Origin of the sequence: Pediococcus damnosus, assembly GCF_001437255.1 — a bacterium.
In the GTDB taxonomy this organism is placed as follows: Bacteria; Bacillota; Bacilli; order Lactobacillales; family Lactobacillaceae; genus Pediococcus; species Pediococcus damnosus.
Genome location: NZ_JQBD01000014.1, coordinates 15,997 through 34,468, shown reverse-complemented (window position 1 = coordinate 34,468; position 18,472 = coordinate 15,997). Strand labels below are relative to the sequence as shown.

General features: G+C 37.1%; 16 protein-coding genes. 12 read left to right on the top strand and 4 right to left on the bottom strand.

Translation table 11 applies throughout. From position 1 onward, the window contains the following. Positions 1-103: 103 nt before the first annotated feature. The gene (locus IV84_RS03395; protein ID WP_046872189.1) at positions 104-1,693 is read left to right on the top strand and encodes a hypothetical protein; all 1,590 of its coding nucleotides are present in this window, start codon (positions 104-106) and stop codon (positions 1,691-1,693) included. A gap of 101 nt (positions 1,694-1,794) precedes the next feature. Here IV84_RS03395 and IV84_RS03390 read toward each other — a convergent pair whose 3' ends face one another. Continuing rightward, complete coding sequence (locus IV84_RS03390) at positions 1,795-2,664, bottom strand: MurR/RpiR family transcriptional regulator (RefSeq protein WP_046872188.1); 870 nt, start codon at positions 2,662-2,664, stop codon at positions 1,795-1,797. Positions 2,665-2,820: 156 nt separating this feature from the next. Between IV84_RS03390 and IV84_RS03385 the strand changes: the two genes are divergently transcribed. From IV84_RS03385 to IV84_RS03360, 5 genes are all read left to right on the top strand, one after another. Further along, on the top strand, positions 2,821-3,510 hold the full coding sequence (locus IV84_RS03385) for an N-acetylmannosamine-6-phosphate 2-epimerase (RefSeq protein WP_056986107.1): 690 nt from the start codon (positions 2,821-2,823) through the stop codon (positions 3,508-3,510). A 105-nt stretch (positions 3,511-3,615) separates the two neighbouring features. Beyond that, positions 3,616-4,149 carry a Dps family protein gene (locus tag IV84_RS03380; RefSeq protein WP_046872186.1) on the top strand — a complete coding sequence of 178 codons (534 nt, stop codon included), beginning with the start codon at positions 3,616-3,618 and terminating at the stop codon, positions 4,147-4,149. A gap of 601 nt (positions 4,150-4,750) precedes the next feature. After that, positions 4,751-5,470 (top strand): sulfite exporter TauE/SafE family protein, encoded by a 720-nt coding sequence (locus tag IV84_RS03370; protein ID WP_056986106.1) that lies wholly within the window; start codon positions 4,751-4,753, stop codon positions 5,468-5,470. Between the two features lie 310 nt (positions 5,471-5,780). Next, positions 5,781-6,374 carry a type IV toxin-antitoxin system AbiEi family antitoxin domain-containing protein gene (locus IV84_RS03365; RefSeq protein ID WP_046872183.1) on the top strand — a complete coding sequence of 198 codons (594 nt, stop codon included), beginning with the start codon at positions 5,781-5,783 and terminating at the stop codon, positions 6,372-6,374. 20 nt (positions 6,375-6,394) lie between these two features. After that, on the top strand, positions 6,395-7,234 hold the full coding sequence (locus IV84_RS03360) for a nucleotidyl transferase AbiEii/AbiGii toxin family protein (RefSeq protein ID WP_046872182.1): 840 nt from the start codon (positions 6,395-6,397) through the stop codon (positions 7,232-7,234). 163 nt (positions 7,235-7,397) lie between these two features. Here the strand turns inward: IV84_RS03360 and IV84_RS03355 are convergent, their stop codons facing one another. After that, entirely contained in the window at positions 7,398-8,168 is a 771-nt protein-coding gene (locus IV84_RS03355; protein WP_056986105.1) for an acetoin reductase, read from the bottom strand. A 747-nt stretch (positions 8,169-8,915) separates the two neighbouring features. On the opposite strand from IV84_RS03355, the gene IV84_RS11190 reads away from it, so the two are divergent. The 6 genes from IV84_RS11190 (at position 8,916) to IV84_RS03325 (ending at position 16,930) form a co-directional block, all read left to right on the top strand. Beyond that, on the top strand, positions 8,916-10,085 hold the full coding sequence (locus IV84_RS11190) for a DEAD/DEAH box helicase family protein (RefSeq protein WP_056986104.1): 1,170 nt from the start codon (positions 8,916-8,918) through the stop codon (positions 10,083-10,085). Continuing rightward, positions 10,085-11,914 carry a type I restriction endonuclease subunit R, EcoR124 family gene (locus IV84_RS11290; protein ID WP_056986103.1) on the top strand — a complete coding sequence of 610 codons (1,830 nt, stop codon included), beginning with the start codon at positions 10,085-10,087 and terminating at the stop codon, positions 11,912-11,914. The genes IV84_RS11190 and IV84_RS11290 overlap by 1 nt, the downstream gene beginning before the upstream one ends. Before the next feature lie 18 nt (positions 11,915-11,932). Then, positions 11,933-13,519 (top strand): type I restriction-modification system subunit M, encoded by a 1,587-nt coding sequence (locus IV84_RS03340; RefSeq protein ID WP_371861602.1) that lies wholly within the window; start codon positions 11,933-11,935, stop codon positions 13,517-13,519. Next, positions 13,516-14,703 (top strand): restriction endonuclease subunit S, encoded by a 1,188-nt coding sequence (locus IV84_RS11180; RefSeq protein WP_056986101.1) that lies wholly within the window; start codon positions 13,516-13,518, stop codon positions 14,701-14,703. The genes IV84_RS03340 and IV84_RS11180 overlap by 4 nt, the downstream gene beginning before the upstream one ends. Before the next feature lie 147 nt (positions 14,704-14,850). Continuing rightward, the gene (locus IV84_RS03330; RefSeq protein ID WP_046872541.1) at positions 14,851-15,768 is read left to right on the top strand and encodes a site-specific integrase; all 918 of its coding nucleotides are present in this window, start codon (positions 14,851-14,853) and stop codon (positions 15,766-15,768) included. 256 nt (positions 15,769-16,024) lie between these two features. Next, positions 16,025-16,930: a restriction endonuclease gene (locus IV84_RS03325; protein WP_046871637.1), complete on the top strand. Its 906-nt coding sequence runs from the start codon at positions 16,025-16,027 to the stop codon at positions 16,928-16,930. A 47-nt stretch (positions 16,931-16,977) separates the two neighbouring features. Here the strand turns inward: IV84_RS03325 and IV84_RS03320 are convergent, their stop codons facing one another. Next, positions 16,978-17,214 carry a hypothetical protein gene (locus tag IV84_RS03320; protein WP_046871636.1) on the bottom strand — a complete coding sequence of 79 codons (237 nt, stop codon included), beginning with the start codon at positions 17,212-17,214 and terminating at the stop codon, positions 16,978-16,980. Positions 17,215-17,247: 33 nt separating this feature from the next. Next, on the bottom strand, positions 17,248-18,036 hold the full coding sequence (locus IV84_RS03315) for a competence protein ComK (RefSeq protein ID WP_046871635.1): 789 nt from the start codon (positions 18,034-18,036) through the stop codon (positions 17,248-17,250). Positions 18,037-18,472: the final 436 nt, after the last annotated feature.

Sequence of the window (18,472 nt, the reverse complement as noted above, 5' to 3'; positions counted from 1 at the left end):
TTCACTTTCCTACTAAAACTTTACACTAACACTTCAACATTGTAAAAGTTAGTCGTTAGTTTGATATACTAAGGCTAAACAATAAAATGAGAGGAGGGTTACAATGGCAAAATTTCATTCTGGTTTTCGTCAGCAGCAGCGGGATACAAAACACAAACAACAAGCGGATCACCGGAAAAAATTGGCTGAGTTTCGAAAACAGCAATTGGATCGGCAAGCTAGCGAGACAATTGCGCCAGAAGCCACCGCTAAATCACAGTCATCATTGCCGAAAAATGATCACGAGAAGACAAAGTATCGGAAGTTAAAGCAGCAGTATACCAAACTCCAAAAGAAATTGGTGGCCAGTGGTAAACAAAATTTACAGTTAAGTCAGCAATTAAATAAGCAAAAACGAAACGCTAATCAGACTAATTTGCAACAAAAATTACAGGCCAAAGACCAGCAACTTAAGGATAATGAACAAGAGCTGCAACAAAAAGAAGCGGTGATTAAACGGCTCCTCGCAGAAAAATCCCTCGCAAACGATGAAGTACTGGCGATTCATGAAGAAATGCAAAGAACTAAAGCGAACTTTACCATATTAGCTCGCCACGTCAAACCAAAGTTAGCTGCCGATGAACATCAAAAACAGGTTCAAAGTTTATCAAACGTGTTAATCGGTTTTTTAGCGAATCGTTATCTTGGGCAGAAAACACATTATTACCAGTTATCAGCAGCTGATATGCTCAAATTATTTAGAGAAGAGATTAAAAATCAAGAAACAACCAAAGCTGAAATGAAAACCGTTCACCAAGAAAATCAACAGCTAAAAATACAAATTAAAGCTGCTCAAAAAGCGGCCAATCAAGCTAATTTAAATCGCCAAATTATCAGTAACCGTTTTGAATCCTTGGTAAATTTCAACGTTGAACACCAATTGCATCGCGTTTCGACTAAAACATTATTGGAAACGTTAATGACGAGAGTTGGGCGAGCGGATCTATCCGAATTCGATTTATTGGAGCGTTTATATGATGCCTATATGCGGCGTGTTGAGCCTCAAATGGCGCAAGAAGTTGAAAATCAAGATCCGCAGATTCGGTTTGGGTTTATTCATATCACAGAGAATGTCACAACATTTACCGACGTGAATTTTGTCATTCACTATAATGTTAAAAATCCGAAGCAACTTGAATTGGTAAATGGCAATGCATACCGTGGTCGTTTGGTACAGGACGATACAGAACTTGTTTTAGAGAAAGCTTTGCCATTTTTCAAGCGGCGTTTGGAGCGAGTGGCGCATCATAATCATAAACAACGGCTATCGACGAACAAAGTTATGCCTGAAGTGAAGTCAGCTTTGGATGGTAAGCAGGTGTTGATTGCCACATGGAAACGGAATTTTGATTATAAGGAATATTTGAAGCCATTTGGCGTAATCACGACGGTGGCAGATACGGCCGAAATTAAGGGCGACCGATTAGCGATGCTGGCTGGGGCAAAACGATTTGATCTTGTTTTTTGTGATACCGGGGGGATGCACCATAGCCAGGTAGCTATCATGGATAAATCAGTGCCAAAAAACAAACTTATTCATTTTTATCGCTTAAATACCCATGATATGGTGGGCGCTTTGCTAAGCAAATTCGGTTTGTATCCGCAACTCACAAAGTACGGTTTTGCGACTGGTGAAAATAAAGGGTACTGGTAGTAAATAAATATGAGCATTAAAGCCTGCAATTATACGGGGCTTTTTTTTGATGTTTATCGGTTTTAAAATTTCCTTAGTTAACAAAAAAGAAGCTAGCTTTCCTAAATGGCAAAAAAGCCATTAAATTGGAAGTTAGCTTCCTGAAAAGGATAGTCCATCGATTTATTAATAATTGATCGTAAAACGCGTTCACGCATTTTCAACGAGTTTATGTGATAAGTAATTGTGTAACCTGTAATCAAGAGATCACACACACAGAGTTGCGAAATCTTGCCAGATAGAGAACCGCCGTTCATTAACAGTTCTTCCACTGCAGTTTGCAAGACGACATCACCCTGTTTGGCAATTGGAGACAACAAATGGTTGGTCACAATGATTAATTTGGCACCATTCTGTTTGGCAACTTTGCAAGAATCAAAAACATCCTTTGTGCTTCCCGACAGACTAAAGGCAATGACTAAATCGTGTTCGTTCATCAACGCGGCATTTTGTGCCTGATAATGTGAATCGGTAATCGCTTCGGCTTGAATGCCTTCGCGCAGAAACCGCGAAGCCATGTCCATTGCGGTGACGCCACTTGAACCCACGCCAAAGATAAAAATTCGCTGAGCATTGTGAATGAGCTCAATGCCGCGGTTGAGGTCTTTGACGTTTACTAACGCGGAAGTGGAGCGGATGGCATCCATCAAACGATTGCTGACGAGATCCACGTAAGAATCGGGTGACTCTTTGGCTGTGTCCTGTTTATAGGCAACTTTTGCAATGGCAATTTTTAAGTCAGAAAAGCCCTGATAGTTTAGTTTTTGACAGAAACGGACAATCGTTGCGTCACCCACACCGGTTGCTTTTTTGACATCCGTTAAAGTTTGGTTGATGAGTTTATCGCCCGCTCCAATCACATAATCGGCAACTTTCTTTTCAGATTTGGTTAAATCATCATAGCGCAACTTGATTGTTTCTACATAGGTCATGGCAAATTTTCCTCCAGTTTCTCTTACTAATTATTTTACACTCCAAAAACGCAAAAAGAAATCGATTCGTTGTATCCGTTTACAATTAAAAAGTAACGTGGTATTCTTTGCTTGTGGAGAAATTATCCAATATAAATATATTATGGAGGAAAAACAATGAATAAACAAGCATTTGTCAATCAAGTTAAAGGAAATCTCATTGTATCTTGCCAAGCCCTTACTAATGAACCGATGTATACCGAACAGGGCGGCGTCATGCCTTTGTTTGCCAAAGCAGCAGAACAGGCCGGTGCCAAAGGATTACGGGCCAATTCGGTTCGTGATATCAAACAGATTCAAGCTGTGACGGATTTGCCAATTATCGGCATCATCAAACGGGATTACCTGCCAGAAAAACCATTCATTACCGCGACCGCAAAAGAGGTATCTGAATTGGTTGCCACAGGAGTTGCCGTGATTGCGTTTGATTGTACAGATCGCCCAAGACACGATGGTTTGACGGTGCCTGAGTTTATTCATCAGATGAAAGCTAAATATCCTGATCAACTTTTCATGGCCGATACTTCGACGTTTGAAGAGGGCAAAGTGGCTTATGAGGCCGGTGTGGATTTTGTGGGGACCACGTTAAGTGGCTATACAGAAGAAAGCCAAACGCAAACGGGGCCTGATTTTGTTTTAATTAAAAAGTTAGTTCAAGCGGGAATTCCAACGATTGCGGAAGGCAGAATTCACGAACCGGGAATGGCAAAAGAGGCTTTGAGGATTGGTGCAATGAGTGTTGTGGTTGGTGGTGCGATTACGCGGCCCAAAGAAATTGCAGAACGATTTGTGGCAGCCATTCAGTAACTAAAAACGGTGGTCAAATTCCTTGAGTCGAGCGCTGAAACCCTTTAAGCTGAAAGTATAGCCAATGGTTGGCTAAGCCTGGAAAACTGGAAGGAGCTACTTTTTATGAGCGAAGATCAATTTCCCAAGACTCAAGCACATTTAAACCAATTGATTGCTGATTTGAGTCAGTTACAAGTCAATGTTCAACAGATTCACTGGTATATGCGAGGTCCCGAATTCTTTAAATTACATCCAAAAATGGATGACTTCAATGAAGAGTTTGCGGAACAATTAGATGAAGTGGCAGAACGGTTAATCGCTCTTGGTGGGAAACCATTTGCGACGACCCATGAATTTATCGATCACACAAATTTACCAGATGAGATAATCGAGTTTGGTCAATTTCCACTTCCTGAACTGATGCAACATTTGGATCATGATTTTAGGTACGTGCGCGATCAGTACCAACAAGGAATTGAGATCACAGATGAAGAGCACGACCTACCTACGCAGGATATGTTAAACGGCTATAAAGCCGAAATGGATAAACTGATTTGGATGGTGAGTGCCTTCTTGGATAAAGGACCACAGGAGAATGAAGCAAAGCCTGAGAGTCCTAAAGGTCCGGACGGCCCAGGAGATCCAGAGGACAATTAAGATCCGAAATAGATAGAATCGGTGCAATGACCGTAGTTCTTCACTCTGATCGGTGGAGAACTATTTTTGTGTAAAAAAAGACGGCATACCTGGACGTATGCGTCTTTAGAGAATATTTTCCTTGAGTCATGGACTCTTCATTTCTATTACACGCTATCATCATTGCTGGAGATTGTCCATATTGACGGGTGGCTCTTCAAGGAGAATATTTTAGATTAAAGAATTTAAATTCTGAATGGCTTACAACAACTAATAATTCGTTAAAAATACAAACAATGCCATCGGTAAAAATGGTTAGGATGGGCCAATATGATACACTTGCTAGGTATGGAAATTATGGTAAAGCGTGTGCTAACTTGAAGATCATTTGTTGGTTGACCCATAATCGGCTCATTAAACTGGTTCCCACGGAATTTCAAATAAATAAAAGAGCATGCCTGGTCTCAACGAATGATGTTGAAGCCTTTTTGTTCGAAAAAAGTATAGTGAAGCAAAGAATTTTATTCAATTCCCGATTCGGTAGTTTTAAGCTAATGAAGTCATTGACCTTGGTCTGTGGTTAATCCATACTAGATGCATAACTTATTAGAGGAGATTCGTCATGGCAACTTGGTTATTAATTTTCTTTCCGGCAATGTTGGCTGGATTAGTTCAGGGCTTGACTGGCTTCGGTGCAGTGATCGTCATGATGACCTTCTTTCCAGCCATTTTGCCGATTGCTCCGGCCGCCGGAATCGCTGGATTAAGCATGTTGGCAAGCATGGTCGGTTTGACGTTCAGATATCGGCATGAATTTAAGTTAAAACGCGTGCTACCACCATTCATTATTTATGCGGCGGTGGCCACCTGGTCAGTGCATCTTAGTAGCGTTTTGGATACCCATGTGATGCGGATGATGTTGGGTGGTTTGCTGGTGGCGCTGTATTTGTACTTTACATTGGTCAAAAACTCGGGTGATCGCAAGTTTCCTTGGTACATAGCAGTTGGTTTTATGATTATTTCTGGATTCTTCAATGGCTTGCTGGGGATTGGCGGTCCTTTGATGGCACTCTATTTCCTGTCATTATCTAAGTCAATTCCGGAATATACGGCTAACATCCAGGGATTCTTTTTAATTGATGCTTTTTACATAAACAGTGTGCGAGTGGCCAATGGAATTCTGGTACCCCATGATGTACCTTACATCTTGGTGGGGATGGTTGCCGCTGGAATTGGAACAATTATCGCAACCAGAATTGCGTCTAAACTTGATGACCAAGTGTTTAGAAAATGGATTTACCGGTTTATTGGACTGAGTGGGATTTATTATTTGTTTTTCTAGAGCTGGGACTAAATTGATCTTGTGAAAAATAAGAAGTATTTAGCTAATGAAGCATAAATGTGATTTTTAAAATTAAATGGGATTAATTCGAAACGTCGCGACTATTTAAAGTCACGATGTTTTTTGGTTCTTCAGAATAAATCTATATTTCATAGATAAATAGTTTGAAAATTTGAATTAAAACATCAATTGATGAACTTAATGTGTATTTATATTTTGAGGGGGAGGTGCAGAATAGGAAATCCTTTTTATTTAACGAATATGTTGCATAGATGATATAATGAAACAAAATCGTTAAAAGAGGTTACTAATGCAAACAAATGAAAAAATAATTGCCTTTATGCAAGAGAATAACGGGTATATAACCAACAAAGATGCAATGCAAATTGGTATTAACAGGTTTTATTTGTCCAAGTTGGCTAAGGCTGGAGTTATTGAACGAATGGAACCTGGTATTTATGGTGACCCTGATTTATTTGAAGATGAAATGTTTAATTTACAGTATCGTTTTAAAAAGGGAATTTTTTCATATAACACAGCACTTTTTTTACATGAAATGACGGATAGAACGCCACGTAAATTTGATATGACGTTTCCACGACCATACAATACGGCATCGTTGCCTAAGGAAAAAGTTAGAGCTTATTCTCAGAAGAAAGACTTATATAATCTGGGCATTGTAACTGGGATTACACCCAATGGAAACAGTGTGAAAGTTTATAACATTGAAAAAACGCTTTGTGATTTAGTTCGCGGAAAAAATCGTAAGGACGCTGAACTAATTTCACAGGCAATGAACGAGTATGCTCAGTTAAAAAATAAAGATGTCACTAAACTTATGAAATATGCTGAAATAATGAGTGTTGAAAAAATCATTAGAAATTACATGGAGGTTTTGTTATAAAAGATCATTTTGTGAACGGTATGCAGTTTAAAGCATATTTAAAGAAGGAAGCGAAAGAACGAAATATTTCTGTACAGTTAATGCTACAAGGAGTCATGCTAGATGAATTACTCGAACGAATTTCAGTATCTAAAATGAAAAATAATTTTGTTTTAAAGGGTGGTTTTCTAATTGCATCACTAATTGGGACCAATACGCGAACAACAATGGATCTAGATACAACCATTGTGGGGTTATCAGTAACAATGCAATCGATGCAAGCAGCGGTTATTCAAATTTGTTCAATTCATTTACCCGATGATGCAATTTACCTTGAATTTAAAAAAATAGAACCTATTCGTAAAGATGATGAATACAATGGATATCGTGTTCATATCAGTGCACATTACTTTAAAATACAAACTACAATAAAAATCGATATATCTACGGGTGACAAAATCACACCTAAAGAAATGAAGTATGGGCATAAACTTTTGACTGAAGAAAGAACTATCCATGTTATGGCATATAATATTGAAACTATTCTTGCAGAAAAAATGGAATCCATTATTTCCAGGTCCATTGATAATACTAGAGCCAAGGATTTTTATGATGTTTATATGTTAGAAAAGTTAGAAAAAAAGAATATTGATTTCAAAATACTTAGAACAGCTATAAAAAATACCAGTAAAAAACGTGGTAGTTTAAGTTTAATACCTAACTATCTAAAAATACTAAAATTAATTGAGAAAAATCCAGAATTACAGAGAACATGGAGAGTTTATGCAGAAGATAATGATTACGCGATGAATATTGAATTTTCAGAAACGTGTTTGGCAGTACGTCGACTTTTTGATTGTATTTTCGAGAAAAGTAAATAGTGGTAGACAGTTTAATTTAGTATTGAAAATTGACACGAGTTGATTAAAGATTTTTTAACCTGTCAGATAAAACATTCTTATCAATAACAGATATTGAAGAACAAAGAATTAAAAAGTACGTTTCTGTTTATAAAACCAGAAATGTACTTTTGTAATCATATTTTTAATGGAATCTCATACCGCCATCAACCTGTAGGGACTGGCCTGTCACATAACCAGCAGCGTCAGAGGCAAACCAGGCAACCACTTCAGCTATATCAGCAGGTGTCGCTTCACGACCAATAGCGATTTCGGTTAAACAATCAGCCTGTTGTTGCGCAACAGTTTTATGTTTGATACTGGCGGTTTTTTTATCAATCGCGTCGCGCATTTTAGTACGCACAATGCCAGGATTATAAGCATTAACGGTAATTTTGTATTTAGCCAGCTCCTTAGCGGCAGACTGGGTTAATCCACGGATCCCAAACTTTGAAGCAGAATAAGCACTTTGTAATGCGGAAGCTTCATAGCCAGCAAGGGATGCGGCATTAACAATGCGGCCACCATGACCCTGGTTTTTAAATTGTGTTGCCGCAGCTTGAATCCCCCAATAAGTTCCCTTGAGATTAACATCCAATAAACGTTCGACGTCATTTGGGTCAGAGTCGATAAACGAATCAATAAATGCAACGCCGGCGTTGTTAACATATACGGAAAGCTCGCCTAAGTCAGCAACTGCATCAGCAACTAATTGGAAAACTTGTTCACGATTTGCGACGTCTACTAAGTAGGACTTAGCAGAATAACCATCGTCCTGTAAATCCTGTGCAACTTTGTTAGCGGTATTTTGATTGATATCTGCAACAGCGATCGCATAACCATCTTGGGCCAAGCGATGAGCGATACCCTCGCCGATACCTTGACCGGCGCCTGTAATAATAGCTAATTTACTCATATTTTTTCCTCTTCTTCTTTGATTTAAGATGTTTAGTTAGCAACAACAGATGATGTGTTTCAAATGAATTTAATTCAGACTATATGGCGGTTAAATTGGTGATGCCTAGTGTTTTTTGTAGTTTCACCTCTGTTTTGTAATTCAAAAATAAAAAAGCAGTTTCGTCCTTAATCTTTCAATAGATTAAGGACGAAACTGCTTTTCGCGTTACCACCTTATTTTAAATAACTCTCACAAGTTATTCCTTTTCGAGTACTACATAATTTGAATACTCTAGCGTGCTATCAGGCGCGTCCGCTGTCACTTAACTGATTAGCTCAGTGGCAGAAAACATTAAATTAGACCATCTTCAATTATTAGTCCCTACTGCCTTACACCAAAATGACAGTTCTCTGTGAAGTAATAATAATTTACTCATCTATTTGTTTGCTTATCTATTAACTTAATACAGCATATTATTATACGGAATAATGTGGATGTCAAGGCTAAGTTAAAATATTATTAAAATTGTATTTGAACAGGCTAATTAGGTGATGGATCATCATAACATGAATAAATGTAGTGAAAGTGTTAGTTTGTTGAAGGATTCTTGACCAAATGAAGTTAAGAATCTTTTTTAAGTGAAGTTAAAAACACAAGCCGACTTATATACTGTAAAATAGATAAAGAGATACATGTTACTTAAGTTGGAATTATATAAAACTAGAAACAGAAAAAATAAAGTTTTGGAAAACATGAGGAATCAAAATGGCACTTTATAAAACCAAGGGAGAGATTCCCTTTGAAAATGAATTCATTGAAACACTCTGTCATAATGGCTGGACGTATTTATCAGAACTAGAAAATGCGACACCAAAACAACTTGAAAACCATTTTAGAAAAATTTTAAATCAAAATAATCAAGATGTTTTATCAGGTGTTGATATCACCGACAAAGAAATGGAAGATATCATGCGCTTCATTAGTGGATTGACTCCCACTGATACCAACCGTTTCCTAACCAAAGGATATGTTGCCGAAATCAATCTGACTAGAGAAAATCCAGATTTTGGTAAGATCCAACTTCGGACATTTTGGCGTGATGCTGTAGCTGGTGGTCAAATGCACTATGAAATTGTCAAACAAGCAATTCGTCCAGGAATGGAAGACAAACCTGATGATCCCAATCGCCGTTTTGATGTGACCCTTCTTTTTAATGGGATGCCATTAATTCAAATTGAAGAGAAAAAAGTGGATGTCAGCTTGAAACATGCCACAAATCAAATTGCTAAATATAAATCAGAACATAAGTATGATGGTTTATATTCTTTGGTTCAAATTTTTGTTGCACTTAAAGAAGATGCAAGCCGTTATTTTGCTAATCAAAAGTCTGAAAAAAGTTTTAACAATAAGTTCTTCTTTGAGTGGCTCGATTCTTCCAATAAAGCAGTTCGAAATTGGAAACAATTTACTGAAGAATTTCTAAAAATACCTATGGCACATAATATTATTAGTAACTTTACGTTAGTTAATAGCGAGAATTTGGTAGTTTTACGTCCCTATCAAATTCATGCGGTTGAGGCAATTCGAAACGCTTTTGCCCAACACAAAGATGGATATGTTTGGCATGCAACGGGATCTGGTAAAACGATGACTGCATATAAAACAGCGACGTTATTGCAGCGTGATCCTGGTAATCAGGTAATCTTTTTATCTGATCGGAAAGAACTAGATTCACAATCTGGTAAAAATTTCTCTATGTTTTCTAGTGGTAGTGATGATAATGTTTTTGAGATTAACAGTACCAACGATTTGATTCGCCATTTTAAATCTAATAAGACCGGTGTCATTGTGACAACCATTAATAAAATGAAGATTGCGGTTGATAAGCACAATGCTCGAATTGCTGAAGGGAAAAAGGCATTCTTGATAAGGTAATGAATCAGCGGTTAGTTTTCATTGTAGATGAAGCGCATCGATCCCAATTCGGAGAAATGCAACGAGTTATCAAGCAGGCATTTCCAAAACAAAACTGGTACGGGTTTACAGGAACACCGATTTTTGAATTTAATAAAACGGCTCAGGATCAGACAACCGAAACGCAATTTGGGCCGGAACTTCATCAATATAATATTGGAAATGCATTAAATGATGGAGCTATTTTAAAGTTTAATTCAGAATATGTTAATTTGGCTCAGGTTACAGACCAAGATAATAAAGAAGTTGAGGAGCCTGATTTACCAGATGATTTTTATGACGGGGATTCTGAAGAGTCAGATAAGTACAGAGACAAAGTAGTAAAATGGATTATCAAAAATTGGCAGAAAAAATCAGTGAATGGCAGCTTTAACGCGATTCTAGCAACTAGCTCGATTCGACAAGCTTTAAAGTTCTATTCCATATTTAAAAAGAAACGTGATAATGGTGAATCTAAGTTAAAGGTCGCAATTACGTATTCATTAAATGAAAATGGTGATGCAAATCAAGGCCAACGTGAGGGCTTGGTAGAAGCAATGAAGGATTATTCGCGGCAATACACCAACAGTGATTCCACATTTAATTTAGATAATATGAATGCTTATATTGAGGATGTGGCAAAAAGATCTGCGCGCATGGAAGGTCAATATCGGCATATTAAACCTGAAGAATCGATTGACTTAACAATTGTGGTCGCGCGGTTACTCACTGGTTTCGATGCTCAACGGCTTAATACCCTTTATTTAGACAAGTTGATGGAATATCAAGGATTAATTCAAGCATATGCACGTACTAACCGTGTATTTGATAAAAATAAGTCTCAAGGCAATATTGTTGTTTTCCGGAGGCCTAAAATGATGGAAGAAAGAACCAAGGATGCTTTTGAAAAATATGCTGGCCCGGGAACCTTTAAAAAAGTTTTTCGACCTGAATTTGATCAAATGCAAAATGAATTTCATGAAGAGGTAGATAATTTACGAAATAATGTACCTCAACCAGAAGATGCTAATGATTTACAAGATGCAAGTCAGGATGATCAGATCGAATTTTTAACGTGTTTTCGAAGTGTAGCCAAAAAACTACAATACATTGCCTCTTATTCCGAATTCAATTGGGATCAGCAGGCAGATGAATATGGCATTACCCAAGAAGAATATGGTTATTATCAGGGTGCTTTTGAAAATATTAAAGCCATCGTCACTGAGAGCCAAGATGAGGAGCCAGATGATCCTGAACAACAGGAGTTATTAAATTTTGATTTTGAAGATGTCGTTATTCATGAATTAGTTATTGATAAGGAATATGTGCTGACCTTAGCAACTAAAGCAATTCAAACTCAACATGAATTTATGGAAAGCCAAACAGAAAAAGATAAACAACGAACAGCAGATGCACAGAAGAAATTAGAAGTAGCTTTAGAGAAATACGCTAAGTCTGGACATTCACTGACTGCCGAACAAATTAAGAATTTTGTGAATGAAACGCCTGTGTTAGAGGGAGATAAGGATTTTGATGCAATTAGTGCGTTTGCTATTCGTCAGGATCGTAAGAAAAAACGTGCGATTCTCGATTTTTGTGATGAATGGGGACTGGATCCGGATCAATTGACACGTTTAAACACAGAATACGTTGCGAACGGTAAGTTTGATCATGAACGTGATTTAAGAAGAACAGCCGATAAAACGACGGCCGAAATGAATGGACATGTTTTTAAGAATGTTCTTCAATATAAGACGGCTGCTACGACAGCATCGAAAGAGTTTATAAAAAAAGAATTAGCCAAATACTAGTGAAGAAGGATATATATTATGAAAGACAGCAGTCAGACTTTAGAACAAGCCCTATGGAATGCCGCCAATGTGTTACGTGGAAAGATGGATGCTAATGAATATAAAAACTATTTATTAGGATTAATTTTCTATCGATTTTTAAGTGAACGAACTCTTAAAACGGTTATGACAGAAACCGAGGAAGATGGAGATCCATTAGAAATTTACAAGCGCTATTGGAATGAACAACATGATGATATTGTAGATGTTTTGTATGATTCATTGGGTTTTATTATTAAACCAGATGAACTATTTGATAGCATCGTTACCCGTATTCAAAATCATCAATTTCAGGTTTCAGATTTAAAAAATGCATTGTTTAATTTAGAACAATCCGTTAAGGGACATGAATCTGAAGAAGATTTTGATGGTTTATTTTCAGATATTGATTTAGATTCAACTCGGCTTGGCAAGAACCCTAGTCAGGTAATGAATGATACGATTATGGCTCTCAAGGATATTGATTTTACTGAAGATCGGGATGTCTTAGGGGATGCCTATGAATATTTAATTAGTGAATTTGCTATGAGTGCTGGGAAAAAGGCGGGTGAATTTTATACACCTCGAACAGTAAGTGAAATCATTTCTAGAATTGTCACGATTGGTCACAAAGAAGGGAAAAACCAAATTCGAAGCGTTTATGATCCCGCGTTGGGGTCTGGCTCCTTGTTGCTAACTGTGGCAAGTCAAGTTACCGGCGATTTGCACATTAGTTATCACGGGCAAGAATTAAACACAACGACTTTTAATTTGGCACGAATGAATTTAATGTTACATGGTGTCCATTACGAAGATATTTTTGTGCGTAACGGAGATACACTTGATGCTGATTGGCCAACCGCCGAACCTTATCAGTTTGACGCGGTCGTTATGAATCCGCCTTACTCTGCACATTGGGATAACAATGAAAAACGTTTGAGTGATCCACGTTTTCGCGATTTTGGTGTATTGGCTCCTAAGTCCAAGGCAGATTATGCTTTCTTATTACACGGGTTATATCATTTGAAACCCACAGGAACAATGGGGATTGTATTGCCTCATGGCGTGCTCTTCCGAGGTGCCAAGGAAGGCAAAATTCGGCAGCAATTGGTTGATAAGAACATGATTGATGCAGTGATTGGATTGCCAGCAAATATTTTCTTTTCTACTTCAATTCCAACCTTAATTATGATTCTAAAGAAAAATAAGGACAATAAGGATGTTCTCTTTATTGATGCTTCAAATGAGTTTTCTAAGGAAAAGAATCAAAACGTCCTTACCCAAGACAATATCGACAAGATTGTGCATACTTATGAAGATCGAAAGGACGTTGATAAGTATGCACATGTGGCCAATTTAGACGAAATTAAAGAGAACGAATATAACCTAAATATTCCCCGTTATGTCGATACTTTTGAAGAAGAACCACCAGTAGATGTTGATAAGTTAAGTCAAGAAATGCATGAAACGGATGCAGAAATTAATCAGCTAACAGGCGATATTAGTGGGATGTTAGACGATTTAGTGGGCAAAGATACTGACGCTCAACAGCAGCTTACGAAAATTAAGGAGTTGTTTAAACAATGAGTGATCAAAAACAACCAAATGTCCGCTTTGCGGGATTTGATGACGCTTGGGAACTGCGTAAGTTAGACGAGGTTGCCGAATTCAAAGACAATTTAAGAATACCTGTTACAAAAAGTGATAGGATTTCAGGGAATATTCCATATTATGGAGCAAATGGTATTCAAGACTATGTTAAAGGTTATACACATAATGGCGAATTCGTTTTAATTGCTGAAGATGGTGCAAACGACGTAATGAATTATCCAGTTCATTATGTTAGTGGTAAGGTTTGGGTAAATAATCATGCACATGTTATTACTGGAAAAAATGAGGTTTTAGATAATTTATATTTGTCTTCTCTAATTAAGTCAATGAATATCAGCTCGTGGTTGGTTGGCGGAGGTAGAGCAAAATTAAATGGTGAAATCTTAAAAAAGATACCAATTAATCTGCCAACCCTTGATGAGCAACGAGAGATCGGAACCTTTTTTAAAGGTATTGACCGCCTTATCGCTGCCAATCAACGACAGCTTGAACAGCTCAAAACCATCAAGAAACTCGCTATGCAAAAGATTTTTGATCAAGAGTGGCGTTTCAAAGGATACACTGACCCTTGGGAACCGCGTAAGTTTTTTAATAATATAAAAAGAACAATAGATTTTCGCGGCCGAACTCCAAAGAAATTGGGAATGGAATGGAGTGAAAAAGGGCATCTTGCACTCTCTGCTTTAAATGTTAAGAATGGGTATATTGATAAGTCGGTTAATGCACATTATGCTGATGAAAATTTATATCAAAAATGGATGACAGGTAACGAGTTGGAAAAGGGACAAGTATTATTTACGACCGAAGCTCCAATGGGAAACGTTGCTCAAATTCCCGACAACGAGAAATATGTTCTAAGCCAGCGGACAATTGCATTCGAAGTTTTAGATAATGAAATTACAAATGATTTTCTTGCAGTTATTTTAAGTTCAAAAAATGTCTTTAACCGACTACAAACTTTGTCTAGTGGTGCCACAGCAAAAGGCGTTAGTCAAAAATCACTAGCACAATTATTAATTACAGTACCAAATTCATTAAAGGAACAAACTCGAATAGGGATCTTCTTTAAAAGCCTTGATAGCCTTATCGCTGCCAATCAAAGTAAGTCCGAACAACTCAAAAAACTAAAAAAATGGTTTATGCAAAATATGTTTATATGATATTTTGTATAATCAATCGCGCTAACCCTGCTGATAAGCGACAGCTATGATGTAAGAACAACTAAAAACTAGTAAATATTGTTATAAATCTGTATGACTAAATTAGGAAATTTAAATTTTCCTAATTTTTTATATGGAGGTGTCGTAATGACACAAGAATTAAAGCTACACACGTATTTTGATCAATGGATGAAACTGTATAAATTAGATGCAGTTCGACCAGTAACGTATCGAAAGTATGAGATGACCCATCGGCAGTTAGTCGGCTTAGTGCCTGATTTAAAGATGTCTGAGTTATCTCGGTTAACTTATCAGCAGTTGTTAAACGATTATGCTGAAACACATGAACGGCAAACAGTGATGGACTTTCATCGACATATCAAAAGCGCCTTGATTGATGCTTTAGAAGAAGGTTTGATAGATCGTGATCCAACTCGAAAGGCCATTATTAAGGGTACACCACATAGAAAACATAAGGTTAAGTTTCTTAGTCAACATGAAGTACAGGATTTACTGAATATATTAGTTTTGGATGAAGGAGTTAATTGGGATTACTTTATTCTATTAACTGCAAAGACAGGATTGCGATTTGCGGAAGCTTTGGCAGTCACCCCAAAGGACTTTGATTTTGCTCATCAGTACTTAAATATCAGCAAAACATGGGACTATAAGTCGGTAGAATCGGGGTTTGCACCGACTAAAAACAAATCTTCGGTTAGGAAAGTTCAGCTGGATTGGCAAACAGTGATTCAATTTTCACAATTAACTAAAGGGCTGCCAGAGAATGAACCTATTTTTGTGCGATCTAAGGTGTATAACGATACGGTCAACCATTATCTCGAAAGGTTGTGTAAAAAGGCAAATATCCCCGTTATATCAGTGCATGGATTAAGGCACACTCATGCCTCGTTGTTATTATATGCAGGTGTCAGTATTGCGTCAGTGGCTAGGCGATTGGGACATTCTAACATGACTACGACCCAACAAACGTATCTGCATATTATTCAAGAGTTGGAGAATCAAGATAATGATAAGGTAATGAAGCATTTGGCCAGTTTAATATAAGAAGATGCTTATAAGTCATGGAGAACACAATAGCCATGGCTTTTTTGCTGCCAATCAACGACAGTCAAAATACCGATTTTTTGCGTGTTTCCTTGATAGTTCATAGTATATTAGATGAAACTTATATTAGTTTGGTTGAAAGGCTTTACAGAAACTAAGATTTGGACAGTTAGTTATGTAAATTTTTAATAAAAACCAAAGTTGAAACGCAAACTATAGTAAAATTGAACTATTAGAGGAAATCAAAGGAGAAATCATGAAATTCAAGCAGGCGTCTCAAAAAGAACGAGAAGAAATGTTATTTCCAATCATTTTAAAGGCTTTAAAAAAATTAGGCGGTCAATCTAATATTAACGATCTTAAAAAAGAGATAGCGTTATATTCAGATGATTTAGGGGAATTTACCACATTTGAAAAAATGAGTCGGGGAAACAATCTATATCGTCCATTTGACTATGTGTTTAATTTTGCGGTAGCAAGCTTAGGATTTGCTGATTTTTTATATCATCCGGAACGTGGTGTTATCGAATTAACGGAAAAAGGGCGTACATTTGATTTTGATAAATTAGATGTCGAACGAGATATAAGAAAATTAGCGAATCCTAAATGGGACGAACGAAAACAGCAAAAAAAGAATAAAATAAAGGCTTCAGAAAAAGATATAGACAATACTGATGCCGAAATTGAAGATGAACCTGAAGCCGATTGGAAAGGTGATTTGGCCCAATCTCTTAATGCATTCACACCTGCAAAATTTGAGTTATTTGCTCGTTTATTAGTAAAGAAGATGGGTGTAGAGTTAGATGAAACGCTTGGCACTAAACTAACGGGTGACGGTGGAATTGATGGATTTGGCTATCTAACAACCGGTGATTTTCGAACTGCTAGAGTAGCTATTCAGGCAAAAAGGTGGAATGGTGCTGTTTCTTCTCCTGAAATTGATAAATTTCGTGGTGCTATGGATAAGTATAATGCAGAGTACGGTATATTTATTACAACTTCGGATTATACAAAAGATGCGATTCGAGCTTCACGAGTTGGAACGCGGGTTATTACGTTGATTAACGGCGATAAGATAGCTGATCTCGTTTCTAAACTTGGAATTCATGCCAAGCCAGTAACGACTTATGTATTGGATGATTTTTATTCTAGCAATAATTAAAAATCACATTCTGCATAGACAGAATGTGATCACAAAAACGATGTAGCTTAAGAACGCTTTCCAGTTCTTAAGCTATTTTTTTCCATCTCAGCGGTCTTTAACTCCCAGCCGATATAGAAGGCAACTAATTCATGAGCAGTAGGCATAACTGCCGCAAGTGCCAATTCTTCAGTGTCATGATATTGATGTTCAACCAGCATGCCATTAATGCGGATTGAATTAATACAGTCGTTAGTCGAAATGATCACGTGCATGTTGTGAAAAGTAAACTCAAATTTGTTCATTAGCTAGTCCTTTCTAGTTGTGGGCAAGTTTTTTTACAGCATACTGCGTTCTTTAAGCATGTCCTTATAAAGGCTTTCCATGTCATCGAGTCTGATCCGGTCTTCTGGGCTCATTGTTTTATAAACCTGAAATAAAATGCGGATCAGGATTTCCCGACAATTTTGATATTCAGTTGCGGGTAATTCAGCGGTTTTAGGGATGCGTGTGAATAGATAACTATTAGCTTGAGGTGCGACAAATTCAGTCGTAAACTGTTTGCCAAGGAACTTAGCTAAACTTACTTGGAAATCATAGTATTTTCGCACGGTCGTTAGTTTACGCTCTAAATGTTTTAAATCGATGCGGACGTTCAAACGCATCCCTTCATTAAACAACAAATAGAGTCGTTTTGGATCTTCTACATCTTGATAAGCGTCCTTCAAATGATGAACCGCAATCCAATTGGTTGAGGTATATGTAGCGCCACTCGTTGGTACAAATTGAACATTTCCTAAGACATAAGGCCAGCAGCGTTTGACTTCAAGCTGGCGGCCCATTGCCTGCATCAACATAAAGTTGGCTTCTTTTGACCGAGCAAATTTATTGATTAATTGCTTGGTCGTTTTCTTTGTTTTGTGTAGGCCGCGATGCGCGTCAAAAACAATACTGTTGTAATCAGTGTCCCAATGTGAGGTGTCATGAATATAAAAAGTCGTGGTCTCACAAATTTCCGTTTTATCAATCGTTTGCGCATTATCCGCAATTTCTTGAAACCGACTAATCGTTCTTCGTTCAATAACCTCATGTAGCTCGTTTAACTTCTCCAAATGTACTGTATCCATGTAAAATCCCCCCGTGTTTTCTATAACTAATTCATGATACTTTTAAGAGTATACCAGAACTTTAATTTTTGTATAGTCTAAAATTAGCCGTTTGGAACGGCTTATTTGTCACGTTCTGGATGGGTAATTTGGGAATCTTAAATTAAATAGTTTGAATTGACATGGATTTTTGTGTGTAAAACATTTCATTTGGTTGTTTATTTAACCAAATGGGTAGCTGAATGATAGAAATTTAGTCTATAAGGAATAAGAATTCATCAAAAAAATATTTTATCTGTGATGAATAGGCGAAAATAATATAATCTTTGATATAAACAAGAATCCTGAAATAGCGTGTTTAAGGCCATTTAAAAGTGGCATTCACACGGTCAAATTAAAAATAAATTAAAAAAGCATTTGTTTATTTCTCATAATCAGATATACTAGTGATTAACTT